Raw genomic sequence first — 23746 nt, 5'->3', positions numbered from 1 at the left:
GCTCAGGCGCCGGGCCCGGGCGTGAAATAGGTGTGGACCTCGAGATAGGTGAGTTTCGGTGGCTCCGGGATTCCGACTTCGGCTGCGTAGGGTCCGATCTGGTCTTTCGCGAAAGCGTCGTAGATCTCCCGGGACTGCCAGAGATCGGTGACGAGGATCCCGTTATCCGTGGCGGCAACCCAGTGGCCCAGTGCTCCGGCCGGGGCCGGGCCGCCCGGTGTGAGACCCATCTTGACGATGACCTGGTCGTATTGCGCCAAGGTGGCGCCGTTGAATTCCATGATGACTGCGACTGGCATTTTCTCTCTCCTCACGATCTGCAGACCGTCAGGCAGCGGCCCGCAACAACAAGGCCCGGTCTACGCTCCGTCCAGTAGTCCGTCAACTGGTCTGGAAAGTTCCGTCCCCGCACCCGCGGACGGCTGGACGGCCGCTGACCTGCCGTCCGTGTAGGGCGCGGCCTTCCAGTCTGTGAACGCGCGCAGTGAACGGGTCATCGCCGTGCTGTGCGACACGAGCATCTGGCGGGTCACCGTGGTCACGGGTGGCGGGACGGTCCACCCGTGGTCTTGGACGCCGGCGCCCCTCGTCCGAAACCCATTGCGGCCCGTGACCCGACCCTGACCGTGGCCCCGTCCATCGTGGGGAACCCGGTCGTCGCGAAAGCGATCACCGTCAGCTCCACGGACTCATCCGACACAGCACTGTGGGGCCACACCAAGGTCCGGGACACTCTCCAGTGGCACCGTGTTCACCTACCGGTGGATGCGCAACGGCGTTTCCATCTACGACGCCAAGGCCGCCACCTACAAGGTCCGGACGGCCGATAAGGACGCAAAGATCACCGTCCGCGTCACAGGTTCGCAGCTCGGCTACATCACGGCCTCCCGGGACAGCGAAGCGTACTTCGCCCGCTGACGGCCGGCCTCCCGGCACGCCAGCTGTCGGCGTGGCCCGGGGGAGCCGGAGCAGTCCCCACATAGGATCAGGACATGAGTTCGGATGCCGCCCCGGAGGCTGTCTTCCCGTTGCAGGTCGATGCTCAGCTGGAGGGCCAGTTGAGCATCAACGATGTCCTGCTCGAGCTCGGCCAGGCGCCCGTAGTGCACCCGTCGCCGGACTCCTCCAGCGAACTGCACTTCTTCTGAAACCTCCGGCCGTCTGTCGACCGTCCGCACACCCGCAGCGGCAAGTGGCTACCTCAGACCGCGCTACAGCAACGAAAGAACAGCAGGGACATGAACACACTCCGCAGGGCACTGGCCCTGGCCGCTCTGCTGCCCGCCGCGGCCCTGATCGCCCTGACCGGGGCCGGACCCGCCACCGCCGACACGGAGACCGGGACGTGCGCCGACGGCTACATCCCCGTCGTTTTCGACAACCAGGATGCGTGCGCCCCGGCCGGACCCGGCGGCGAGCCCCTCACGATAGGGATCATCATCACGTCCACCGGCGAAGTCATCCAAGAGGACAGGCTCCCTGGCGGCTCCCAAGTGGAAACACCCGACAAGACCTACGAGGAGCCGGACATGGCCGACGCCGTCCCGGAAGACCCCGTCCTGTGCCCGGACGGTTACATGCACGTCATCTACACGGATCAGGACGCCTGTGCTACCGTCGGCCCGGACGGCGAACCCGACCCGGCCGGGGCAGTCCTCGCCCCCGGCGAGGCTGTCCTGAAACCTGCCGGCGAGATGCCGGCACCGGCACCGACCGACGCACCGGCTCAATCCGACGCCCCGGAACCGACCGCGCCGGCCGGCACGACGCCGTCGGCGACCCCGTCGCCGGCGGCCACCGATACCTCCGCACCCGGCGCCGACGCCAAGGCGCCGGAGCAGCTGTCCGCGGAAAGCGCATCCTCGAACTGGGTTGCGCCCGTGTTCCTCAGCATCATGACTGGCCTCCTGGCGGTCGCGGCAGCCGTGTGGTTCCTGAAGACGAGGAAGAGGCGATGAGCGTGGCACCTTCCCGGACATCCGCCGCGCTGCGCGTACTCCTGGCTGTGTCGCTGACCGTTGGCGCTGCGACCGCCGTCTATGTCTGGTGGGTGCTCGGCGTGCGCATCGATGCTGCAGATGCGATGACGGATGAGCCAGCGGCCGCGGTCTGGGGAGGAGCGGGTCTCATTGCGCTCGGCTTAGGCATCGCCGGTGCAGTAGCCGCCGTCGTCATGGGCAGAAGGCGAGCCAAGCAAGACCGCTGACCGGTCTCCCGGGCGGAACCGTCAGGCGTTCCGGGCCGCCATGTCCGGCCGTGCCAGCCGGGCCGCGCCGGCCACGGCGAACACGGCCGTAAGCACCAGGGCGGCACCCCGAGCAACAGCAGCGGCAGGTCGTGGACGGCCAGTTGCGGTATGCGCCGTTCGGGGACGGTGACGACGCCGTTGAAAGCGCCCAGGATCCCGAAGTAGCTCCCGTAGACTAACGCCTTGTGCGACGGGAGAACTGCCCGATGAGGGCATCGCAGGACCGCCACAGGAGCGCGCTGTATTCGTTCCCTTTCGTCTGGCTGCGCGGAACTGGCGGTGACTGGCGGTCAGATGCAGGAGAAGTCGTAGTCAAACCCGCCTGAGACGTACTGAGTCAGCGTGACCTTCCCGCCGCCTGTCAATGGAGCGTCGGAGCACTTGCGCTTGGCTGATGTCAGGGATCTTGCTCCGGCCAGCCAGCTGCGGAGCGTGTAAAGCGGACTTGACGCTGGCACGATGCCGGCTATCTGGGACCACTGGGCACTCGTGGAGTAAAACCCCGCCGTCGCACCGATGCTCGTGAAGTAGGCTGTCATGCCCTCGAGATCGGCCCTGTTGGCGGTTTGGTCGGCGGACCAGCTGTTGCCCGTTTCGACGTCGAGCCACCAGTTGTAGGCGGAGGGGTTGCTAACGCCGCGAATGTTGGCATCGTCATAGGCCTTGGCATACCCGTACATGTATGAGCAGGCAGCTCCGACGGAACCGTTGGTGCACTGGCCGTATGGGTTGGATACTGTCGTCCCGCCATAGGTGTTGCTGGTCGGCCACCAGGATCCGGCGGTTCCGGGGTTTGCCGTGTTCACATACAAGGCGACCGCGGGCTGGCCGGTTCCGCCCCTCGACGTGCCGGCCCACGACAGTTCAGTGGCCAAACACGGATTGGTGGTGTTCGCCAGGCCGTTGTTGACGCCGACGATCCCGAACGTCTGTCCCTTTGGCATGGCCTTCCCGCATTGGGGCCAGGACACGTCGTTGCCGGGCCCAGCAGCTGTCGCGGCTTCAGCCGGAACGGCCAGGAGCATCAGCGTCACGGTCGCGGCGACGGCGACCAGCCAGCGGAATCGAGACAAAAAGGGCGTGCTGCAGGTAGTGGACATGGCGGGCCTTCCGATCAGGCGGCAAACGAACAAGGACCAGCATGTGGCCGTCGCCGGCCCCGGTCAAGAGGCTAGAGTCCGGGCACCGCGTCTCCACACGGCGTGGGTCCCACGCACGGTGGGTGAGATTCCGGGCTGGGTGATGTCGACCAGGCCCGCGTCGTACTGGCGAAGATCACAGATCTTCCGCAATTTGCCTTGGGGGTCAAACCGGCTGCTTTCAGGGCCGGTAAGGCCGGATACGGTGCTCCTTCACCCGCGAAGCCGACCTGCTCCCACCAGTGGAGGTCCACCCGGGCACGGGGTGGGCCTCCAGTCGTGTTCCCCCGGTAGGGAGGGCATGTACGCCTTACTTCCGAGAATTTGGGCATAACAAAACCCCGCGTTCGTCAGTCAGCTAAGCCTGAAAGGCGGGGTTTTTGTTGGTGCACCCCCGGGACTCGAACCCGGAACCCATTGTTACGGGCTCTCGACTGGCTTCAGGCGGTCTTGAACGGATTTGGAGTCGCCATAAAGCCGAAGCTCGCTCCGGTCATGAAGTGAGCTAAACCCGGGCTCACTCCCACCAATGTGCGCCGTAAACGTGCCGGGCGAATCCCAAGTGAGGGGAGAATCCTTGAATCCAGAGCTTCCTGCCAGAATCGAACTGGCGACCTTCTCATTACGAGTGAGACGCTCTACCAACTGAGCTAAGGAAGCAACCACATGAAAACCCGGCGAACCGCGCGGATCATGCAAGAGATAACTGTAATGGAGTCCCGGCGCCCGGGTCAAAATGAGCCGCCGTGGACTCCAAGAAAGGCCCCGGCAAACGGCCCAGACGACTTACCCGACGCCGGCGGCTGAGCGCCCGGGACCTAGCAGACGGTGTTGTCCGCGGGGGCCTTGCCGTCGATCAGGTAGCCGTCAACGGCGTTGCCGATGCAGCTGTTGGAGCGGCCATACGCGGTGTGACCCTCGCCCTTCCACGTCAGCAGCGAGGCATTCCCGAGCTGCTTGCGCAGTGCGCCCGCCCATTCCACGGGGGTGGCGGGATCTCCGGTGGTTCCCACCACCACTATCGGGGCCGACCCCTTGTATTCCACCGGTGCAGGGGTCCGGACGTTCTTGTACGGCCAGTCCTTGCAGTTGCTGCCGCCGTAGGCGAAGTAATAGCCGAGGGTGGGGGATTCCTGGCGCAGTTTCTGGTCTTCGGTCCGCATCGATGCCGTGTCGGACACCATCGGGTAGTCCAGGCAGTTGATGGCGTTGAAGGCGAAGGTGCTGTTGGAGGAGTACGTGCCGTTGGGTTCCCGGTCTGCGCCGAAGTCGGCCAGCTGCAGCATGCTCGTGCCGTCGCCGGCCATGGCCCTGGCCAGCGCCTTGGTCAGGATCGGCCAGTTGTCGTTGTTGTAAAGGGGGATGATGAGGCCGCTGACGAACGTCGACGCCGAGACCATCCGGCCGTCCTTCGCCCGCAGCGGGTTGGCCTCCGCTGCCTGGATGGCATTGCGGATCTGCTGGACGCCCTCCTCCGTGCTGCCGCTCAACGGGCACCCTTTGTCCTGCTGGCAGTTTGCCACGTAGGCGCTGATGGCCTTTTCGAAAGCCCGGGCCTGCCCGCTGGTCAGTTCCTCGTAGCTGAGCGACGGGTCAAGGGCGCCGTCCAGGACCATCCGGCCCACGTTGTCCGGGAACAGGGAGGCGTAGGTGGAGCCCAGTAGCGTCCCGTAGGAGTAGCCGAGGTAATTGAGCTTCCTGTCGTTGACCACCCCGCGCAGGATGTCGAGGTCCTTGGCCGCGCTCACGGTATCAATATGGCCCAGGACCGGGCCCGTTTTCTCCACGCACTTGGCCGCAATGGCCTTGTTGTCCGCGAGGGCCGCTTCCAGCCCGGCGTCGGTGTCCAGGGCGTAGGTCTTGGCGCGGGACGCGTCGCGTTCCTGGTCGGTGAGGCAGGTGACCGGAGCGGAGCGCTTCACACCTCGCGGGTCGAAGCCCACGAGGTCGTAGTTCGCCCGGACCCTGTCGGAAATGTTGGTGGTGCCGGCATCCCTGACGAAGTCATACCCCGAGCCGCCGGGGCCGCCGGGGTTGACCAGGAGGCTGCCTTTCTTGTTGCCCTTGGCGGGCAGCTTGAGGGCGGCAATTTCGATGCTGCCGCCGTCGGGCTTGCTGTAGTCCTGGGGGACTTTGATTTTGGCGCACTGGAAGTCTTTTTCGCAGGGCGTCCAATTGATCGTCTGGGAGTAGAAGCTGCGAAGCTCAGCCGGTGCCGCGGCGGCGATCGAGGGATCAGCCTGCCCCGACTTATCGGCTTTCGACCCGCCGTTTCCGCCGCCGAAGAGGCTGCACGAGGCCAGCGTCAGGGCGATGGCCAGAGCCAGAGCCACAGTGCCGACGGCCCGCACGCCGATCGCTACGGATCGGAATCTTGCGGGCTGAGGTCGAGCAGGCTTCATGCGGTTCTCCTTGGAGGGTAGGAACGGAGCGAAGGGGTCGCCTGGGCGGATAGTTTGTGTGGGCCATGGGAACGCCAGATGCCGTCCCGTGGGTGGTTCGTACGGGGCGGTCAGATGAGGCTGGCGGCCATCGACTCGATGGCCAGCAGCGGGGCGACGTTGGTGGTGGTGATCCGTTTGCGGGCTGTGTTGATCGCGTCCATGCGGGCAAGGGTGACTTCGGCGGTGGAACGAGTGGCGAAGTCTTCGAGTTCGCTTCTCAGTTCAAGGTTGACAAGTTCCACTGCGTTCCCCATCTGGATGATCAGGACATCCCGGTAAAAGGACAGCAGGTCTGTCAGCGTGCGGTCAAGGGAATCGGTGACGGAGCGCTTGGCGCGGCGCTTCTGGTCGTCCTGCAGTTGCTTCACCTGGCCGCGCATAGCCGGGGGCAGGGTGCCGCTCTCGGGCGCTCCGAGCGTGGCCAACAGTGCGGCCTTCTCGGCGGCGTCGCGCTCGTCGTTGGAGCTGTTGGCTTCCTCGGTGGCGATCTTGACCAGTTTTTCTGCCATCAGGACTGCCGCCGTGACGCCGCGGAGGGCCAGCGGGAACCGGACGGTTTCAAGCCGGCGCTCCCTGGCCTCCGGGTCCCGGGCAAGGCGGCGGGCGATGCCCACGTGGCTCTGCGCGGCGCGGGCGGCACGTTCCGCGATGTCCGGGTCCACGCCGTCGCGCTTGACCAGGAGGGCCGCGACGTCGGCCGCGGGCGGAAGCCGCAGCGCCACGGGGCGGCAGCGGGAACGGATGGTCACGAGGACATCGGCAGGCGAGGGGGCGCAGAGCATCCACACTGTGCGCGGGGTGGGTTCCTCGATCGCCTTGAGCAGGACGTTGGTGGTGCGCTCGGCCATCCGGTCCGCGTCTTCCACCACGATGATGCGCCACCGGCCCGAGGACGGGCGGTTCCCCGCGGTGGACACGAGCTCGCGGGCCTCGTCGATGGTGATGGTGACCTTTTCGGTGCGGACGAATGCGACGTCGGAATGGGTTTCGCCGAGGATGGTCAGGCATGCCGCGCACTCGCCGCAGCCGCGCAGGGTGACGTCCTCCTGATCGCAGTTCAGGGCGGCGGCGAAGGCTTTCGCGGCGTTGGAGCGGCCGGACCCGGGCGGGCCGGTGAAGAGCCACGCGTGCGTGAGCCCTTCGCCCTGGGCCGCCTGTCGCAGCTGGGCCACAACGGCAGGCTGGCCCTGGAGGTCGTCCCAGACAGTCATGCCGTCCTGCTTGGGGTCAGCGCCAGCAACGGCTCCACGCGCTCGAGGATCCGTGCGGCGAGCTCCGCAACGGGCAGGTGCGCCGACAGTACCAGGTACTTCTCCGGCCGGGCCGCGGCCAGATCCAGGAACGCTGCCCGGATCCGGGCGTGGAACTCATCGGCCTCGGATTCGAGGCGGTCTTCCGCAGCGTCGCCCGCGGTGCGCCGGCGCCGGCCAACCGCGGGATCGACGTCGAGCAGCACCGTAAGGTCCGGCTGGAGGCCGGAGGTGGCCCATTCGTTGATGTCGCGGACAGCATCCGTGCCGAGGCCGCGGCCCGCGCCCTGATAGGCGACCGAGGAGTCAATGTACCGGTCGGTGAGGACGATCTCGCCGCGCTCCAGGGCTGGGCGGATGACCTGGCCTGCGTGGGCGGCGCGGGAAGCCGCGAAGATCAGGGCCTCCGTGTGGGCGTCGATGTGGCCGTGGCCGTGATCCAGCACCAGGGAACGCAGCTTTTCGCCGATTGGGGTGCCACCGGGTTCGCGGGTCCGGAGCACCGTGAGGCCGCGCGACTCAAGGACCCCGGCCAGTTCTGCCGCCTGGGTGGATTTGCCGGCGCCGTCGCCGCCTTCGAAGGCAATGAACAGTCCGGCGGACAGTCGGGGCAACAGTCCGGGGTTCTGGGTAGTCACGGTTCTAGACTACCGACAATCACCGACACCATAGTGCCCGTGCGTAACGCCTTGGGTGCCCCGCGGGGCTCCGACGTACCCTGTCACCATGAGTCTTTCCGAAGAACAGGCAGCAGCGCTCTCCGCAGAAACGGTGGTTGTGGCGGCCGGCCGTCCGCCGCGCAGACGCGATGAACCGGTCAACCCTCCGCTGGTGCTGTCGTCCACCTATTTCGGCACCGGACCGCTGGGCGACGGCGACCGCGGCTACGGCCGGTATTCCAACCCCACGTGGGACCCCTTCGAGGAGGCCCTGGGCCAGCTTGAAGGGGCGGAATTGCCCGGCCTGTTGTACGCCTCCGGGCTCGCCGCCGTGAGCTCGGCCCTGTCCCTGGTGCCGGCGCAGGGAGCGCTCGTGATGCCATCCCACAGCTACGCGGGTTCGCTGGTAATGGCAACCGAGTTGGCGGAGAAAGGCTTCCTGGAACTGCGCACCGTGGACATCGCGGACACCGACGCCGTTCTGGCGCAGCTCGCGCCCGCCGGCGGCCGCCCCGCCAGCATGCTGTGGCTGGAAAGCCCCACCAACCCGATGCTCGGCGTCGCGGACTTCAGGGTGCTGACCGCGGCGGCGCATGAGGCGGGAGCGATCGTCGTCGCCGACAACACCTTCTCCACCCCCCTCGTACAGCAGCCCCTGGCCCTCGGATCCGACGTCGTCCTGCATTCAGTGACGAAGTACCTCTCCGGGCACTCCGACGTCGTGCTGGGCGCCCTAGTGACGTCCGACGCCGGGCTCCGCGCCACGCTGCTGCACCACCGCACCATCCACGGCGGCATCGCCGGACCCTTTGAGGCGTGGCTGGCGCTGCGCGGGCTGCGTACCCTGGCCTTGCGCATCGAGCGCTCGCAGGCATCGGCAGCTGTCCTGGCGGAGCGGCTGAGCAGGCATCCGAGAGTTGCCGGCATCCGTTTCCCCGGACTGGCCTCGGACCCGGGGCATGAGCGGGCCAAGTCCCAGATGAAGGGGTTCGGGTCCGTGCTCTGCATCGAAGTCGCCGCCGTCAGGGGCCGTGACGGCGGGCAGAACGGTGGCCTCAACGCTGGACTCAGCGGTGCGGAGGCGGCCGACCGCATGATCCGCGCCCTCCAGCTGTGGCTTCCCGCCACATCCCTGGGCGGCGTGGAATCGCTGATCGAGCGCCGCCGCCGGCATACGGCCGAGCCGGCCAGCGTTCCGGACAACCTCGTCCGGATGAGCGTCGGGATCGAAAACGTGGAAGACCTTTGGGCCGATTTGGAACAGGCATTGGGCACTCTGGACGGTTAGGCTGGGGGAGTGGACGGAAGAATACTGATTTACTATGTCGAAACCGGGGTTTACCTGGTCCTGGCGGTCGTAGCCGTGGCCCTTGAGGTGTGGGCGTTCTTTGATTGCCTCCGCCACAAGGCCAACGCGTTTGAAGCCGTGTCCAAGCGGACCAAGACCTTCTGGCTTGCGCTGACCGGCGGTGCCATGGCCATCGGCCTGCTCTCCCTGGTTTCCCAGCTGGGCGGCGGCGGTGGCGGCATCGGCACGCTGGGCCTGTTCGGGCTCGCCGCCGTCACGGCTGCCTCCGTGTACCTCGCCGACGTGCGCCCCGCGGTCAAGGACGCCGGCCGCGGCGGGAACCGCAACACGGGACCCTACGGCCCCTGGTGACCCCCACCCACCGGCCGCCGGTGGTTGAGCCCGTCGAAACCCCGTCCTAGTTTCCCGGCGCCACGGCGTCCCAGCCCACCGTCAGCTCGCCCAGCCGCCAACGGGACGGGCCGTCCTGGACGGGCCAGCCGCCGTCGAGCAGTGCGCGGCAAGTTGCTGACCAGCGCTGCCGGTTCCCGAACGAGGCCAGCGGCGCCGCCTCCAGCCAGGCCTTGTCCATCGCCTGCAGGTAGGAATGGATCTTCTCGCCCGGAACGTTGCGGTGGATCAGCGCCTTCGGGAGCCGCTCGGCAACGTCCGAGGGCAGCGTGAATGCGCCAAACCGAAGGGACACGCTCAGGCTCAGCGGCCGCTCGGCGTCGAGCGCCACCCAGGTGACACGCCGCCCGATCTCGTCACAGGTCCCGTCGATGAACAGGCCGCCGGGAGCCAGCCGTCCCTGCACCAGCCGCCAGATGTCCCGGACATCGGCTTCCTCGTACTGCCGCAGCACGTTGAAGGCGCGCACCAGCACGGGACGGCCGGCCACGGGAAGCTCAAAGCCGCCCAGCTGGAAACTGAGCCCCGGCCGCTCCAGCGCTTTGGCCAGCCGGACGCGGTCCGGTTCGATTTCGATGCCCACCACCCGCACGTCCGGACGGATCACCGACAGCCGCTCGAAGAGTTCGACGGCGGTGGCCGGGGAAGCGCCGAAGCCCAGGTCGACCACGAGCGGATCAGCCGCGGCGCGCAACCGCCATGCCTGCGGTCCAGTCAGCCAGCGGTCTAGGCGGCGCATCCGGTTCGGATTGGTGGTCCCGCGGGTCACGTTCCCTACGGGCCTGCCGCTTTGGACGCGGCCCTTGGATCCTCCGGCGGTGCCGCCTTTACCCCCGCTGCTGCCTGCGCCGCTGCTGGCCCCGCCGGCGGACCCGCCCTTACTCCGGGCGGCGTCCACCCGTTCAGCCTTTTGCACCACAGCCCCACCCTATCCTCCGGCGATCCTCCGACGCGTTGACTGGAGCGGCCACGTGCGGAGCGGGAATGTAATGCTCGGAAACGCCCGCGGCCGCTCCGCTAGGATGAAAACCATGACTTACAAGCTGATTCTGCTGCGCCACGGCCACAGCGACTGGAACGCCAAGAACCTGTTCACCGGCTGGGTGGACGTTGACCTCAACGACCAGGGCCGCGCTGAGGCGGTTCGCGGCGGCGAGCTTCTCGTGGAGAACAACATCCTCCCGGACATCCTCTACACCTCACGGCTGAAGCGGGCCATCAACACGGCGAACCTGGCCCTCGACATTGCGGACCGCGGCTGGATCGACGTCAAGCGCGACTGGCGCCTGAACGAACGCCACTACGGCGCGCTGCAGGGCAAGGACAAGGCCCAGACCCTCGCCGAATACGGCGAAGAGCAGTTCATGCTGTGGCGCCGCTCCTACGACACCCCGCCGCCGCCCCTGGCCGACGACTCCGAATTCTCCCAGGTGGGCGACCCCCGCTACGCGGACCTGGGCGACGCCATGCCCCGCACCGAGTGCCTCAAGGACGTGCTGATCCGACTTATGCCGTACTGGGAATCAGACATCAAGGAAGACCTCAAGGCCGGCAAGACCGTCCTGGTCACCGCCCACGGCAACTCGCTGCGGGCCCTCGTCAAGCACCTTGACGGCATCAGCGACGAGGACATCGCCAGCCTCAACATCCCCACCGGCATCCCGCTGGTCTACGAACTGGACGAGGACTTCCAGCCGATCACCCCGGGGGGCGCTTACCTCGACCCCGAGGCCGCGGCCGAGTCCATCAAGGCAGTCGCCAACCAGGGCAAGAGGTAAAGCCTCACCCGCGGATGCGACGACGGCGTCCGGCCACCCCCAAGGTGACCGGACGCCGTCGTTCTGCCTATTGAGCCGTTCTGCTGGTTGAAAGCCCGGGAGCAGACGTCAGCTGTGTTCGATGCTGTTCGGCTGCCAGGCGCCGGTGACCAGGTAGGTGACCTTCTGCGCGACGGAGACGCCGTGGTCGGCGAAGCGCTCGAAGTAGCGGCTGGCGAGGGCGACGTCGACGGTCGTGGCCGGGGATTCCTGCCAGTCGCTGCGGGCGATCGCCTTGAAGACGCTCAAGTGAAGATCGTTGACGGCGCTGTTGGCTTTCATGATGTCGCGGGCAACTTCGAGGTCGCGGGTTTCCAGCAGCACGGTGAGCTTGTTGGCGATCAGCAGGTCCTGCTCGGCGAAGCTCTTGAACGTCTCGTGCAGCTGGGCCGGAACGACCGTCGCGGGGTAGCGGAGCCGGGCGAGCTGCGCGAGGTGGCGGGCGAGGTCGCCCATGCGCTCCAGTGAGGCGCTCATCCGCAGCGAGCCCACGATCATGCGCAGGTCGCTGGCCACCGGGCCCTGCAGGGCCAGGATGTCGATGGCGCGCTCGTCGAGGCTGTTCTGCAGGAAGTCGATCCGGGCATCGGCGGCGATGACGTCCTCGGCCAGATCGATGTCGGCGCCTTCGAAGGCGGTGGTGGCCTTTTCGATGGCCTCAGTGACCAGCTTTGAGATATCGACGAGCTGTTCCCCCACTTGGGCGAGCTCCTCCTGAAAAACCTTACGCACGTGTGCGTCCTTTCCTCGGAAATACTGCCTGCCACTGAAGTGGCCTGCCTATTTCGGTTCACCTAGCGGCGCTTCAACTGTCAACTCTTCCAGTGTCCGGTGAACTGTTACGCCCCAATAGGTGAACGTTAGCTGAACCGGCGCCGGAATCGCAGGAGATTACAGTTTCGGCCGTAAAGCAGAGCATAAGCTGGAGCCGTGGATCCAATGCTCATCGGCGTGATCGCCGGCCTGATCGGCCTCTCGCTTGGCATCTTCGGCATGCTCGCGTTCAGGGTCAGCGAGCAGCAACGGCAAATCGTCGACGTCGACGTCGACGATCCCTCGCTCCCCGAGGGGGCAGCAGAGGTGCTGGCCGTCGTCGGCCGGGCCTTCGTCGTCGTCGATGCCATCGACGGCGTGGTCCGCGCCAGCCCCGCCGCCTACGCCTACGGACTGGTCCGCGGGCACACGGTGGTCCATCAGCAGCTGCTGGAAATGACGGCCAAGGTGCGGCGGGACGGGGTCATCCTCGAAAAGCAGCTCGAGCTGCCGCGCGGCCCGCTCGGCCAGGGAACCATCGTGGTCCAAATCCGGGCGGCCATGATCGCCGAGGAATATATCCTCCTGCTCGCCGACGACCGCACCGAATTCACCCGCACCGAGGAAGTCCGCAACGACTTCGTTGCGAACGTCTCCCACGAACTGAAGACGCCGGTGGGGGCGATCTCCCTGCTGGCGGAGGCGTTGGAGGTATCCGCGGACGACGAAGAGGCCGTCCGGCGCTTTGCCAAGCGCATGCACAAGGAATCCGCGCGGCTCGCGGCGCTCGTGCAGGACATCATTGAACTCTCCCGGCTGCAGGGCGCGAATGTTACCCAGCAGGGACGTCCGGTGGACATCAATACGGTGGTGTCCGAGGCCGTGGACCGTTCCCAGCTGCCCGCGGAAAGCAAGAACATCCGGCTCGTCGTCGGCGGCCACGCGGACACGATGGTGTACGGCGACCAGGACCTGCTCGTCACCGCGCTGCGCAACCTGATCGATAACGCCATCCGCTATTCCCCGGACAACACCAAGGTGGGCGTCGGCGTGCGGTCCAAGGACGGACTGGTTGCCGTGTCCGTGACGGACCAGGGCGAAGGACTCAGCCCGGAGGACCAGGAACGCGTCTTCGAACGCTTCTACCGTGTGGACGCCGCCCGGTCGCGCCATACCGGCGGCACCGGCCTGGGCCTGAGCATCGTCAAACATGTCATTTCCAACCATGGCGGCGAGGTGACGCTCTGGTCGCAGCCTGGGCAGGGTTCCACCTTCACCATCCGGCTTCCGGAGATGGAAGGCCAGGACGACGGCGACGCCCCCGAGGCCCGCAAGCCCGCGGCCCGGCCCGCCTCCCGGACCGCCACACAGGCCGCCACCCATCCCGCCTCCCGGCCCGCGGGACCAAACAGTCGCGACGCCGCCGGCGTCCATGAACAAGGAGCTAGCGCTTGAGCAGGATTCTTATAGTCGAGGACGAAGAGTCCTTCAGCGACCCGCTGTCCTATCTGTTGGGCAAGGAAGGCTTCGAGGTGGAGGTCGTGGACAACGGTCTTGACGCCATCACCGAATTCGACCGCAACGGCGCCGACCTGGTCCTCCTGGACCTGCAGCTGCCCGGACAATCCGGCACCGAGGTCTGCCGCCAGCTGCGGCAGCGCTCCAGCGTTCCCGTGATCATGCTGACGGCCAAGGACTCTGAAATCGACAAGGTGGTGGGGCTGGAGCTGGGCGCCGACGACTACGTCACCAAGCCCTACTCCTCCCGGGAACTCGTCGCCAGGGTCCGGGCCGTGCTGCGCCGCCAGGGTGAGCCGGAGGAACTGGTTGCCAGCACGGTGCAGGCGGGTCCCGTCCGGATGGATATCGAGCGGCATGTGGTCAGCGTCGGAGGGGAACAAGTCTCCTTGCCGCTGAAGGAATTCGAGCTGCTGGAGATGCTGCTGCGGAACTCCGGCCGCGTCCTGACCCGTGGGCAGCTGATCGATAGGGTCTGGGGCTCGGACTACGTGGGCGACACCAAGACCCTGGACGTCCACGTCAAGCGCCTGCGCAGCAAGATCGAGCCGGATCCCTCGGCCCCGCGGTTCCTGATCACAGTCCGCGGGCTGGGCTACAAGTTCGAGCCCTAAGAGCTAGGAAACGGCACCTAGGCGGCAGGCAAGCCTGCAAGGAAGGCTACACACCGGCGGAACACAAATGGAGGGGCACCCGGCGGGTGCCCCTCCATTTGTGCGAAGACTAGTGGCTCGCGGTGCTGCTCGGCGTCGGGCTCGGCGTCGCGGTACCCGAGGTGGCCGTGCTGGAGGGGGTGGGCTCCGGCGTCGGCAGGTACTTCTTGTAATCGACGATCGTGGCGTCCATGACCGGAACCTTGAACTTCGCCGTCTGGCTGGTGCCGTCCTCGGAGATGTTGACCTCGACTACGGTGCCAGGCTTGCCGCCGGTGGTGCTGAGGACCGCTTCAGCCGTGGAGTCGTTGAGGAGGGTGTACGAGTTCTTCTTGACCGCAACCTGGGTCTGCGATCCACCGGCGCCCCTGATGGTCAGCAATACGTCCTTCGACGACGAGTTGTACACGGCGCCAATCACGCGGCCCGGCTTGTTTTCGCCGTCGGAAATGATCATGAAATTGCGCAGCTGCAGCGGGCCGAGATCCGTGCGGGTGCCGTCCGACGCCGAGTACTGCTCCGAGGTCTGCTGTGGGTTGATGTAGCCGCAGCCGGTCACTGACAGCAGGCCGATGCCAAGCGCAGCCGTTGCCATTGCCAGCTTGCCGCGCTGGCCCCGGTTCATCGCAGTGAAACGCACGTCACGCACTCCTTGAGAGTCTTGAAACATTATTCAGCCATAGCCTAGCCGCAATCGGGCCCAAACAAGGATTCCGGCGGTACACAGCCAGTACACATAAGCGTGCGCAGAGCGACGGGCCGGCGCACTGCCGGCCGGGCCGAAACCTCTTGGCAGCTGGGGCCGCATGCACTATTATCCGCATCCGTCAAGAGGTTTGAGGGGGTCGATTGAGGCCATTTTCCCCGGATTCATGCGGTTCCCGGGCCTGATCCATGGCAATCATATGCCTTAATCGTGATAAACTGGTCTGCGGGAAAGGGGAATGTCCACATGGTTTTTGAGGTCGGCGAGACAGTAGTTTACCCTCACCACGGTGCAGCCAAAATTGAAGAAATCAAGATGCGCACTGTCAAGGGCGAAGAGAAGATGTATCTCAAGCTCAAGGTGGCTCAGGGTGATCTGACCATTGAAGTTCCAGCAGAAAACGTTGACCTAGTTGGGGTCCGGGACGTAGTGGGCAAGGAAGGCTTGGAGCACGTATTCGACGTGCTGCGGGCCGAGTTCACTGAGGAGCCCACCAACTGGTCGCGTCGTTACAAGGCAAACCTGGAAAAGCTTGCTTCCGGTGACGTCATCAAGGTGGCAGAGGTCGTCCGCGACCTGTGGCGCCGTGATCACGATCGGGGTCTCTCCGCAGGGGAGAAGCGCATGCTGGCCAAGGCCCGCCAGATTCTGATTTCAGAACTGGCGCTGGCTGAAAAGACGGATGAAGAGAAAGCTGCAAGCGTTCTCGACGAAGTCCTGGCTTCCTAACATAAGAATCGAACCCCGGTGGCATAAGGCCGCCGGGGCTTCTTTTTGCCCGGATTCGTGTCCCGGCTCATCCCAACTGGCTCGCAGTAGTTGTCGTTTTGAGCGCCCAGAACGACAACAAGTGCCAGCCAGCTGGGTGCCGGCGCGCGGCTGGGACGTAGTGTTGTGCGCATGAACACTGCATCGACAACCCCCGTCATCGCGGTCATCGTTGTGGCTGCCGGTTCCGGCCAGCGCCTGGGCTACGGCATGCCGAAAGCCAAGGTGCCGCTGGGCGGAGAGAGCATCCTGACCCATGCTCTGCGCGGCGTCGTCGCCGCCGGGATCGCACAGCAGATCTGCGTGGCCATCCCGCAGGGCGACGCTGAACTGCAGGCGCTGTGCGACGCCTTTGCCCGGGACCTCAAGGCCGGGCACCGCCGCAACGCCGCGGCCGGGCACAGCGTGCAGCTTCCCGTCGTGACCGTCGTCGACGGCGGCGCCAGCCGCGCTGATTCCGTCCGCGCCGCAATGGCGGCGCTACTGCCCGAAACACAGTCCGTCCTGGTCCACGACGCGGCCCGTGCCCTGACGCCGGAGTCTGTCTTTCACCGGGTGGCCGATGCACTCGCCGCCGGCGCGGCGGCCGTCATTCCGGTAATACCGGTCGTCGACACCGTCAAGACCGTGGAACCGACCACCGGCGACGGCGTGGCGATCGCCCCGGAACTGGTCACCGGAACCGCACCCCGGGAGTCGCTCCGGGCCGTGCAGACCCCGCAGGGTTTTGCCCTCGCCACCCTGATCCGAGCCCACGACGCTTTGGCCGGGTTCAACGCCGTCCAGGCCGCCGCCGTCACGGACGACGCCATGCTGGTTGAGCTCCTCGGCGTTCCCGTCCATGCCGTGCGCGGCGCGAGCCAGTCGCTGAAAATCACCACCCCTTTGGACCTGATCCTTGCCGAGGGCCTCCTCGAGGGACCTCTCGGCGGACGCTGGGTGGAAGGCTGATCATGACGGATCAACAGCGCGGCACACCCGGGAACGGAACACCCGGGAACGGAACATCGCGGAACAGCGTCCCCGTCATCCCCAGGACGGGAATCGGGATCGATGTCCACGCCTACGCTGCCGAGCACGAGCCCCAGCCCCTCTGGCTCGGCGGCCTGTTCTGGGACGGCGAGCGGGGACTGGCCGGCCATTCCGACGGCGACCCCGTGGCGCACGCCGCCGCCGACGCGCTCTTCTCGGCCTGCGGAATCGGGGACCTCGGTACGCATTTCGGCACCGACCGGCCGGAATACGCCGGGGCATCAGGGGTGACCCTTCTGGCCGAGGCTGCCAGGATCGTCCGCGCCCAAGGATTCGAGATCGGAAACATCGCGGTGCAGTTCGTGGCCAACCTTCCCAAGTTCGGCCCCCGGCGGGAGGAATCCCAGCGGGTGCTCAGCGATGCTGCCGGGGCGCCGGTGAGCGTCTCGGCCACAACGAGCGACGGGCTTGGATTCACCGGCCGCGGCGAGGGCATCTCGGCCGTGGCAACGGCGCTCGTCTATCCGGTCGGCCAAGCAGCTCTGGCGCCCGTCACCTACGCTTGAGGGGACACCCCCTTCCGAACACCCATTCCGAACCCCAGGAGACCTGCCGTGAAAAAGCTGCTGCCCGCCGTCGCCCTCCTGACAGGAATGCTGCTGACCGGCTGTGCCGGCTCCGCGACGCCCAGCCCGACGCCGAAGATGAGCGTCGAGGAAAGCTGCACGTTCCTTAACACCGATACCTTCGTGCCCACCACCGGCAGCCCCCAGGAGCAGGCGGGCCAGATCGGAAAGCACTACCAGGAGGTCGCGGACAAAGTAGCTCCGGAGGTTGCGGCCCCGATCCAGAAGATGGCCGACATCATGAAGCAGGTGGGGGACAGTGCCACAGGAGTTCAGACCGCCGAGCAGACGGCCCAGCTCACGGAGCAGATCAACAAGATCGGCCAGTACTGCAAGTAGGCGTGCCGGCGCGGGGCGGCCGCCGGTCAGTTCGCGAGGGAGCATCCGCTAATCTGGAGCGGTGACCCTGCGCTTTTACGACACAGCATCCGCCGAAGTCCGCGACTTCGTCCCCCTGGTACCGGGCAACGTGAGCCTGTACTACTGCGGCGCCACGGTGCAGGGCATGCCGCACGTCGGGCACATCCGCTCCGCCATCGCCTTCGACCAGCTGACCCGCTGGCTGCAGTACCGCCGCTTCCGCGTGACCGCCGTCCGGAACGTCACCGACATCGACGACAAGATCCTGGCCAAGTCTGCGGCTTCTTTCGAACCGGATTTCGAGGACGAGCCGGGATCCGTCCGCAACGAGGAATGGTGGGCGCTGGCCTACCGCTACGAGCAAGAATTCCTCAAGGCCTACGACACCCTCGGCGTGTCCCGCCCGAGCTACGAGCCGCGCGCGACCGGCCACATCCCCGAGATGCACGCCCTGATCCAACAGTTGATCGATCGCGGCCACGCCTACCCGTCGCCGGACGGTTCCGGCGACGTCTACTTCGACGTGCGCTCCTGGGAAGCCTACGGCTCTCTGACGCGGCAGAAGCTCGATGACATGCAGGGCGCTCAGGATGCCGACCCCCGCGGCAAGAAGGACCCCCGGGACTTCGCGCTGTGGAAGGGTTACAAGGAGGGGGAGCCGACGTCGGCGAGCTGGGCCTCGCCGTGGGGCGCCGGCCGTCCGGGCTGGCACCTCGAATGCTCCGCAATGGTCACCAAGTACCTTGGCTCTGAGTTCGATATCCACGGCGGCGGCCTGGACCTGCGCTTCCCCCACCATGAGAACGAGATGGCGCAGTCCCAGGCGGCGGGCCACAGCTTCGCCAACTTCTGGATGCACAACGGCATGGTCACCTACGCGGGTGAAAAAATGTCCAAATCGATCGGCAACACCGTCAGTCCGGCCGAGATGCTGGAGCTGGCCCCGCCGCGGGTGGTCCGGTACTACCTCGGGCAGGCACAGTACCGCTCGGTGCTGGACTACCAGCCCACCTCCCTGCAGGAGGCCGCCGCCGCCGTCGAGCGGATCGACGGCTTCCTTTCCAAGTCGCGGGAGAAGTTCTTTCCTGCCGGTGGCGACATATGGCTGGACCGCATAAAAGTTCCGGACGCTTTCGCCGCAGCCATGGACGACGATCTGAATGTGCCCCAGGCCTTGGCGGTTCTTCATGGATCGGTGCGGACCGGGAATTCGGCGTTGGCAGCGGGTGACCTGGATGTGGCTCAAGACGCGATGTTTGCCACGGCGAAAATGCTGGATGTCCTGGGAATCGACGCAGTGAGGAACCCCGGGGTGGATCGAACGGCAGACCAAGCGCTGAAGAGCCTGGTGAAGGCGCAGCTCGCGGCCAGGGCAGAGGCCCGGGCCAGCAAGGACTGGGCCGCGTCCGATGCCATCCGGGACACCCTGACCGCTGCCGGCGTCGTCGTCGAGGACGGTCCCGACGGAGCGAGCTGGAGCCTCAAGCGCGGCTGAAAAACCGCCGCCGCGAAGCCTGACATCCACTGCCCCAACCCCCTGCGGTCGAGGATTTAACTCGAGTCAGTAGACTGGAGGTCAGACTTATCATCAAAGCAAGGGTGGAACTCATGGCCAACAACGGTCGCCGGTCGGTCAAAATGAAGAAGGGCCCCACCGTCGGAACCGGCGGTCACGGCCGCAAGGCTCTCGAGGGCAAGGGCCCCACTCCCAAGGCGGAGGACCGCCCGTACCACAAGGCGTTCAAGAGCAAGCAGCTCGCTGAACGCTCCGAGGCCAAGCGTGCCGGCACCGGCCGCAGCGCCGGTGCCCGCTCCGGCCCCAAGGGCCGTGCCACGGAGGAAGTCGTCACAGGACGCAACTCCGTCGTCGAGGCCCTGCGCGCCGGAATCCCGGCCAAGGCCCTGCACGTTGCCATCCGCATCGAGATGGATGACCGCGTCAAGGAATCCCTCAAGCTCGCGGCCGAGCGCGGCATTCCCCTGCTCGAAACGGGCAAGCCGGAGCTGGACCGCATGACCGAGGACGCCATCCACCAGGGGCTCGTGCTGCAGATCCCGCCGTACGAATACCAGGACGCGTACGAGCTCGCGGAGGAAACCCTGGCGAGCTGGAAGCGCGGCCACGTCGCCAACGCGCCGCTCTTCGTCGCACTGGACGGCATCACCGATCCGCGCAACCTCGGCGCGATCATCCGCTCGGTTTCGGCTTTCAGCGGCCACGGCGTCATCGTCCCGGAGCGCCGCTCCGTCGGCGTGACTGCCTCAGCCTGGAAGACTAGTGCGGGCGCGGCCGTGCGCGTGCCGGTTGCGCGTGCCGCCAACCTGAACAACACGCTCAAGGCGTTCAAGAACATGGGCATCTATGTTCTGGGGCTCGACGGCGACGGCGACGTCTCGCTGCCGGACCTTGCCCTGGCCACCGAGCCGGTGTGCCTCGTGGTGGGTTCCGAGGGCAAGGGCCTGAGCCGCCTGGTCCGCGAAAACTGCGACCAGATCGTCTCCATCCCGATCGACTCCGCCATGGAATCACTCAACGCCTCGATGGCCGTCGGCATCTCCCTGTACGAGATCTCAAGGCAGCGCGCTGCGAAGTAGTCCGTGCCGGGTCTCGGCCTGGTCCGCCGAAAACGGAGTTGTGGTTGGGTCCGCCGCAACCGCAGTTTTGCCGTCGCTTAGACACCTTCCGCCGACGCCTACGGCCGCAGGCGGCCTCCACCGTCTCTGGTCGGCGATGCGCTCCTTAGCAAAACTCCGTTTCCGGCTCTGACGGTTCCTCACCTTTCGCCGGTATATGACAAACGCTCCGTCACATCTCGTGAGGGAGCGTTTGCCTATTAACTGCGATCGTGGGGGGCGACATTCGTGTGGAGCACCTCAGCGCTCGGTACCAATCATCGAGCGGGCGCCGGGGTCTTGCTAAGGAGCGCATCGCCGAAAAGAGCCGGATAAGGCCGCCCGCGGCCGAAGTAGGCGACGGGAGGTGTCTAAGCGACGGCAAGGCGCCGGTGTCCGCGGAGGCGACCACAGCGACGGTGCACGCGGAGGCGACCACAGCGGCAGGAGCCCACTTAGAACCGGTGCCGGTTGGCGAGGACCGGGAGTTTGGTCCGGGCTTCCTTGACGACGGCGGTGTCCAGCTCCGCGAACAGCAGGCCCGGGCCGCCGTCGAGCTCGTCCAGGACGTCTCCGAACGGGGAGACAACCACGGAATGCCCCACTCCTGTGGGGGCGGCACCTTTGGCGGGGATGCCGTGGCTGGCGGGGTCGCCTTGGCCGCAGGCCAGCACCAGGGTGGTGGAGTCCACGGCGCGGGCGCGGGCCAGCAGCTTCCACTGCTCCACCTTGCCGGGGCCGGAGCCCCAGGAGGCGCAGACGATGTTCACCTGGGCGCCGCGGTCCGCGTTCTCCGTGAACAGGTCCGGAAAACGGATGTCGTAACAGGTGGCGAGGCCGAACCTCACGCCGCCCGCCTCGAAGGTGACGGGCTCGGTGCCGGCGTCGACGGTGTCCGACTCCGCGAAGCCGAAGGCGTCGAAGAGGTGGATCTTGTCGTAGCTGGCCTCCACGCCGGGGCCGGTGGCCAGGAGGGTGTTGCGCACCTTGCGGGCGCCGCCCTCGGACACGGATCCGGGTGTGAACATTCCGGCGACGATCACGATTCCGAGTTCCGCTGCGATGGCGCGCACGCGCGAGGCCCACGGACCGTCCAGGGGCTCGGCGATGTCCAGCAATGAATTGCCGAAGGCACGCATGGCAGCCTCGGGGAACACCACCAGTTCCGCGCCGCCGCCCTTGGCCTGTCGGGCGTAGTCCTCCACGAGAGCTAGATTTCCGGCAAGATCGCGGCCGGTGATGATTTGGGCCAGTGCAACTCGCACAATTACCTCCAATTCGGCGCTTCTTTCCAGTATGCATCGATGCTATTCCGTAGACTGCACAGCGTCCGTACACTCCACATCGTCATGAAAACGAAAACAGGGGCCCGTTTGTTCGTCACGGCTAAGCTTTAGGCAATGGTTATGCCTTCTGTAGACACAGCTTCCACCGTAGACGCCTCACGGGCGTTTCCGCTGGGGATCAGCGTTCCGCTTACCGGGGCGCCGGCAACGGACGACCCTCAAGGTGCGTTCGCCAACGTGGCCGTGTACGCCCCCGGCGTGACCACCCTCGAGATCGCCTATCAGGCACCCGGGGGAACTTGGCAGGTGAAGACCCTGCCCAATGTGACCGACGGCGTCCACCACGGCATTGTGGAGGGCATCCCCGCCGGTTCGCGCTACGGTTTCCGGGCTTCTCCGGAACACGAGGCTTTGCCGCTGCCCATGCCGGCGACGGATTTCGACGCCGACGGCGGGCAGCCGCTGCTGCTGGACCCCTACGGCCGGGCCGTGGACGAACGCGACGATTTCATCACAAGCGTCCGGATGGCCGGCGACTTCGACTGGGGCACGGACCGCAGCCCCCGCGTGCCGTGGCGCAACACCATCATCTATGAGGCGCACGTCCGCGGCCAGACGAAGCTGCACCCGGACATTCCGGAAGAGCTCCGGGGAACCTATGCCGGCATGGCGCACCCGGCCATGATCGAGCACCTCATCGCGCTCGGCATCACCGCGGTCCAGCTCCTGCCCGTCCATTTCCACGTGGATGAGCCGCACCTGCAGAACCTGGGGCTGACGAACTACTGGGGCTACAACACGGCCGCGTTCTTCGCCCCGCACCCCGGCTACGCCACCGAGGCCGCGCAGGCTGCCGGCGTGCACGCGGTCCAGGACGAATTCAAGGGCATGGTCAAGCTGCTGCATGCCGCCGGGCTCGAAGTCATCCTCGACGTCGTCTACAACCACACGGCTGAGGGCGGCACGGACGGACCGACCCTGAGTTTCCGCGGCCTGGGCGAGATGCAGTACTACCGCACCGATGGCCACGGCAAGTACGTGGACACCACCGGGTGCGGGAACAGCCTGAACTTCGGAGACCCCCGCGTGGTCCAGTTGGTGCTGGACTCGCTCCGGTACTGGGCGACGGAGTTCCACATCGACGGCTTCCGCTTCGACCTCGCCGTGACGTTGTGCCGCAATGCGGCCAATGACTTCGATCCCAGGCACCCTTTCCTTCTCGCGATCGCCGCCGATCCTGTCCTGTCCGGCACCAAGCTGATCGCCGAGCCCTGGGACGTGGGCTACGGCGGCTGGCAGACGGGCCGGTTCCCGGCCGGCTGGGTGGACTGGAACGATCACTTCCGCGACGCCGTCCGCAGCTTCTGGCTCGCCGACCGCGCCGCGATCGACGCCGGCGGCCACGGCGGCTCGGTGGCCCGCCTGGCGGACGCCCTCTGCGGCTCCGCAAGACTGTTCGAACCCTCGGGACGCTCCAGGCTGGCCTCAGTCAACCTCGTCGCGGCCCACGACGGCTTCACGCTGGCGGACCTGGTGTCCTACGACCGCAAGCACAACGAGGCCAACGGTGAACAGAACCGCGACGGCCATGGCGACAACCGCAGCTACAACCACGGCTTCGAGGGCCCGACGGAAGACGAGGACATACTTGCCCGGCGTGCGCAGACCAGCCGCAACCTGATGGCCTCGCTCATGATTTCCCTGGGCGTGCCCATGATCACCGCCGGGGACGAGATCGGCCGGACCCAGCAGGGCAACAACAACGCCTACTGCCAGGACAACCCCATCGCCTGGATCGACTGGACCACCACGCCGGAATCCCACGCGATGCTGCGCACCACAAAACGCGTGATCCGGTTGCGCAAGGAGTTCCTGGCCGGTCAACCAAACGACTACCCGGCGCGCGAGAACCAGACCTACCTGCACTGGTTCGATGCGAACGGCAAACCGATGTCCAGCGACAGCTGGGAGGATCCCCGCCACCGCGTGGTCCAGCTCCTGCTGGGCTCCGACGACGGCCATGTGGACGGGCTGGTGGTGGTCAACGGCGGCGCCGAGGACGCCAAGGTCACGCTGCCCGCCCTCAGCAACGAGGACGGCACCGGCCACCGGCTCTTCGAACTGCGCCTGACCACCTCTGATCTCCACGACCGGCGCCAGGGCGTCCGAGTCTCCTCCGGAGAGCGGGATGTGGTTCAGTCCAACACCATCAACATCTACCGCACATAGGCTCTA

25 protein-coding genes and 1 tRNA gene are annotated in these 23746 nt (G+C 66.4%); 16 read left to right on the top strand and 10 right to left on the bottom strand.

The genetic code is table 11. The annotated features are described in order from the left end of the window. Nucleotides 1–2 precede the first annotated feature (2 nt). Nucleotides 3–299 (bottom strand): hypothetical protein, encoded by a 297-nt coding sequence (locus tag ACQCSY_RS05570; RefSeq protein WP_427133882.1) that lies wholly within the window; start codon nt 297–299, stop codon nt 3–5. Between the two features lie 448 nt (nt 300–747). Between ACQCSY_RS05570 and ACQCSY_RS05565 the strand changes: the two genes are divergently transcribed. From ACQCSY_RS05565 to ACQCSY_RS05550, 4 genes are all read left to right on the top strand, one after another. Beyond that, nucleotides 748–918, top strand: coding sequence for a hypothetical protein (locus ACQCSY_RS05565; RefSeq protein ID WP_427133881.1), 171 nt, complete (start codon nt 748–750; stop codon nt 916–918). Nucleotides 919–992: 74 nt separating this feature from the next. Further along, nucleotides 993–1148 carry a hypothetical protein gene (locus ACQCSY_RS05560; protein ID WP_427133879.1) on the top strand — a complete coding sequence of 52 codons (156 nt, stop codon included), beginning with the start codon at nt 993–995 and terminating at the stop codon, nt 1146–1148. 90 nt (nt 1149–1238) lie between these two features. Further along, nucleotides 1239–1958, top strand: coding sequence for a hypothetical protein (locus tag ACQCSY_RS05555; RefSeq protein ID WP_427133878.1), 720 nt, complete (start codon nt 1239–1241; stop codon nt 1956–1958). Further along, nucleotides 1955–2206 carry a hypothetical protein gene (locus ACQCSY_RS05550; RefSeq protein ID WP_427133876.1) on the top strand — a complete coding sequence of 84 codons (252 nt, stop codon included), beginning with the start codon at nt 1955–1957 and terminating at the stop codon, nt 2204–2206. Before ACQCSY_RS05555 ends, ACQCSY_RS05550 begins: the two co-directional genes overlap by 4 nt. Nucleotides 2207–2538: 332 nt before the next feature. Here ACQCSY_RS05550 and ACQCSY_RS05545 read toward each other — a convergent pair whose 3' ends face one another. The 5 genes from ACQCSY_RS05545 to tmk all read right to left on the bottom strand — a co-directional run bounded on the left by ACQCSY_RS05545 (nt 2539) and on the right by tmk (nt 7719). Next, nucleotides 2539–3348 carry a hypothetical protein gene (locus ACQCSY_RS05545; RefSeq protein WP_427133874.1) on the bottom strand — a complete coding sequence of 270 codons (810 nt, stop codon included), beginning with the start codon at nt 3346–3348 and terminating at the stop codon, nt 2539–2541. 626 nt (nt 3349–3974) lie between these two features. Next, nucleotides 3975–4047: transfer RNA gene (locus tag ACQCSY_RS05540), tRNA-Thr, on the bottom strand. A 158-nt stretch (nt 4048–4205) separates the two neighbouring features. Beyond that, on the bottom strand, nt 4206–5789 hold the full coding sequence (locus ACQCSY_RS05535) for an alpha/beta hydrolase (protein WP_427133872.1): 1584 nt from the start codon (nt 5787–5789) through the stop codon (nt 4206–4208). A 110-nt stretch (nt 5790–5899) separates the two neighbouring features. Further along, nucleotides 5900–7042: a DNA polymerase III subunit delta' gene (locus tag ACQCSY_RS05530; protein ID WP_427133870.1), complete on the bottom strand. Its 1143-nt coding sequence runs from the start codon at nt 7040–7042 to the stop codon at nt 5900–5902. Continuing rightward, nucleotides 7039–7719, bottom strand: a complete 681-nt coding sequence (gene tmk, locus ACQCSY_RS05525; protein WP_427133868.1) for a dTMP kinase — start codon at nt 7717–7719, stop codon at nt 7039–7041. Before tmk ends, ACQCSY_RS05530 begins: the two co-directional genes overlap by 4 nt. An 88-nt stretch (nt 7720–7807) precedes the next feature. On the opposite strand from tmk, the gene ACQCSY_RS05520 reads away from it, so the two are divergent. Next, on the top strand, nt 7808–9028 hold the full coding sequence (locus tag ACQCSY_RS05520) for a trans-sulfuration enzyme family protein (protein WP_427133867.1): 1221 nt from the start codon (nt 7808–7810) through the stop codon (nt 9026–9028). Between the two features lie 9 nt (nt 9029–9037). Then, nucleotides 9038–9400 carry a DUF2516 family protein gene (locus ACQCSY_RS05515; protein ID WP_427133865.1) on the top strand — a complete coding sequence of 121 codons (363 nt, stop codon included), beginning with the start codon at nt 9038–9040 and terminating at the stop codon, nt 9398–9400. A gap of 46 nt (nt 9401–9446) precedes the next feature. Here ACQCSY_RS05515 and ACQCSY_RS05510 read toward each other — a convergent pair whose 3' ends face one another. Then, entirely contained in the window at nt 9447–10355 is a 909-nt protein-coding gene (locus tag ACQCSY_RS05510) for a class I SAM-dependent methyltransferase (RefSeq protein WP_427135697.1), read from the bottom strand. Between the two features lie 115 nt (nt 10356–10470). Between ACQCSY_RS05510 and ACQCSY_RS05505 the strand changes: the two genes are divergently transcribed. Continuing rightward, nucleotides 10471–11217 (top strand): phosphoglyceromutase, encoded by a 747-nt coding sequence (locus tag ACQCSY_RS05505; protein ID WP_427133864.1) that lies wholly within the window; start codon nt 10471–10473, stop codon nt 11215–11217. 108 nt (nt 11218–11325) lie between these two features. On the opposite strand, the gene phoU is transcribed toward ACQCSY_RS05505, so the two are convergent. After that, nucleotides 11326–11988 carry a phosphate signaling complex protein PhoU gene (gene phoU / locus ACQCSY_RS05500; RefSeq protein ID WP_427133862.1) on the bottom strand — a complete coding sequence of 221 codons (663 nt, stop codon included), beginning with the start codon at nt 11986–11988 and terminating at the stop codon, nt 11326–11328. Between the two features lie 207 nt (nt 11989–12195). On the opposite strand from phoU, the gene ACQCSY_RS05495 reads away from it, so the two are divergent. Both ACQCSY_RS05495 and ACQCSY_RS05490 read left to right on the top strand, forming a co-directional pair. Continuing rightward, a complete protein-coding gene (locus ACQCSY_RS05495) occupies nt 12196–13464 on the top strand; it encodes a sensor histidine kinase (RefSeq protein WP_427135695.1) in 1269 nt (422 codons plus the stop codon). After that, a complete protein-coding gene (locus tag ACQCSY_RS05490; RefSeq protein WP_427133860.1) occupies nt 13461–14141 on the top strand; it encodes a response regulator in 681 nt (226 codons plus the stop codon). The genes ACQCSY_RS05495 and ACQCSY_RS05490 overlap by 4 nt, the downstream gene beginning before the upstream one ends. 109 nt (nt 14142–14250) lie before the next feature. On the opposite strand, the gene ACQCSY_RS05485 is transcribed toward ACQCSY_RS05490, so the two are convergent. After that, the gene (locus ACQCSY_RS05485) at nt 14251–14805 is read right to left on the bottom strand and encodes a hypothetical protein (RefSeq protein WP_427135693.1); all 555 of its coding nucleotides are present in this window, start codon (nt 14803–14805) and stop codon (nt 14251–14253) included. Between the two features lie 327 nt (nt 14806–15132). Here ACQCSY_RS05485 and ACQCSY_RS05480 point away from each other — a divergent pair, with 327 nt between their 5' ends. The 6 genes from ACQCSY_RS05480 (at nt 15133) to rlmB (ending at nt 20207) form a co-directional block, all read left to right on the top strand. Continuing rightward, the gene (locus ACQCSY_RS05480; RefSeq protein WP_026266570.1) at nt 15133–15615 is read left to right on the top strand and encodes a CarD family transcriptional regulator; all 483 of its coding nucleotides are present in this window, start codon (nt 15133–15135) and stop codon (nt 15613–15615) included. A 171-nt stretch (nt 15616–15786) separates the two neighbouring features. Continuing rightward, nucleotides 15787–16605, top strand: coding sequence for an IspD/TarI family cytidylyltransferase (locus ACQCSY_RS05475; RefSeq protein ID WP_427133858.1), 819 nt, complete (start codon nt 15787–15789; stop codon nt 16603–16605). Nucleotides 16606–16607: 2 nt separating this feature from the next. Then, nucleotides 16608–17192 carry a 2-C-methyl-D-erythritol 2,4-cyclodiphosphate synthase gene (gene ispF, locus ACQCSY_RS05470; protein WP_427133856.1) on the top strand — a complete coding sequence of 195 codons (585 nt, stop codon included), beginning with the start codon at nt 16608–16610 and terminating at the stop codon, nt 17190–17192. Between the two features lie 48 nt (nt 17193–17240). Then, nucleotides 17241–17591, top strand: coding sequence for a hypothetical protein (locus tag ACQCSY_RS05465; protein ID WP_427133855.1), 351 nt, complete (start codon nt 17241–17243; stop codon nt 17589–17591). Nucleotides 17592–17652: 61 nt separating this feature from the next. Continuing rightward, nucleotides 17653–19107, top strand: coding sequence for a cysteine--tRNA ligase (cysS, locus tag ACQCSY_RS05460; protein WP_427133854.1), 1455 nt, complete (start codon nt 17653–17655; stop codon nt 19105–19107). A 113-nt stretch (nt 19108–19220) separates the two neighbouring features. Continuing rightward, nucleotides 19221–20207, top strand: a complete 987-nt coding sequence (gene rlmB / locus ACQCSY_RS05455; protein WP_427133852.1) for a 23S rRNA (guanosine(2251)-2'-O)-methyltransferase RlmB — start codon at nt 19221–19223, stop codon at nt 20205–20207. Between the two features lie 473 nt (nt 20208–20680). On the opposite strand, the gene ACQCSY_RS05450 is transcribed toward rlmB, so the two are convergent. After that, entirely contained in the window at nt 20681–21490 is an 810-nt protein-coding gene (locus ACQCSY_RS05450; protein ID WP_427133851.1) for a carbon-nitrogen hydrolase family protein, read from the bottom strand. 135 nt (nt 21491–21625) lie between these two features. On the opposite strand from ACQCSY_RS05450, the gene glgX reads away from it, so the two are divergent. Then, complete coding sequence (gene glgX / locus ACQCSY_RS05445; protein ID WP_427133849.1) at nt 21626–23740, top strand: glycogen debranching protein GlgX; 2115 nt, start codon at nt 21626–21628, stop codon at nt 23738–23740. Nucleotides 23741–23746: the final 6 nt, after the last annotated feature.

This window comes from Pseudarthrobacter sp. S9 (genome assembly GCF_050156545.1).
Taxonomy (GTDB): domain Bacteria; phylum Actinomycetota; class Actinomycetes; order Actinomycetales; family Micrococcaceae; genus Arthrobacter.
The sequence above is the reverse complement of the archived record's forward strand: the minus strand, read 5'-3'. Positions and strand labels throughout refer to the sequence as shown.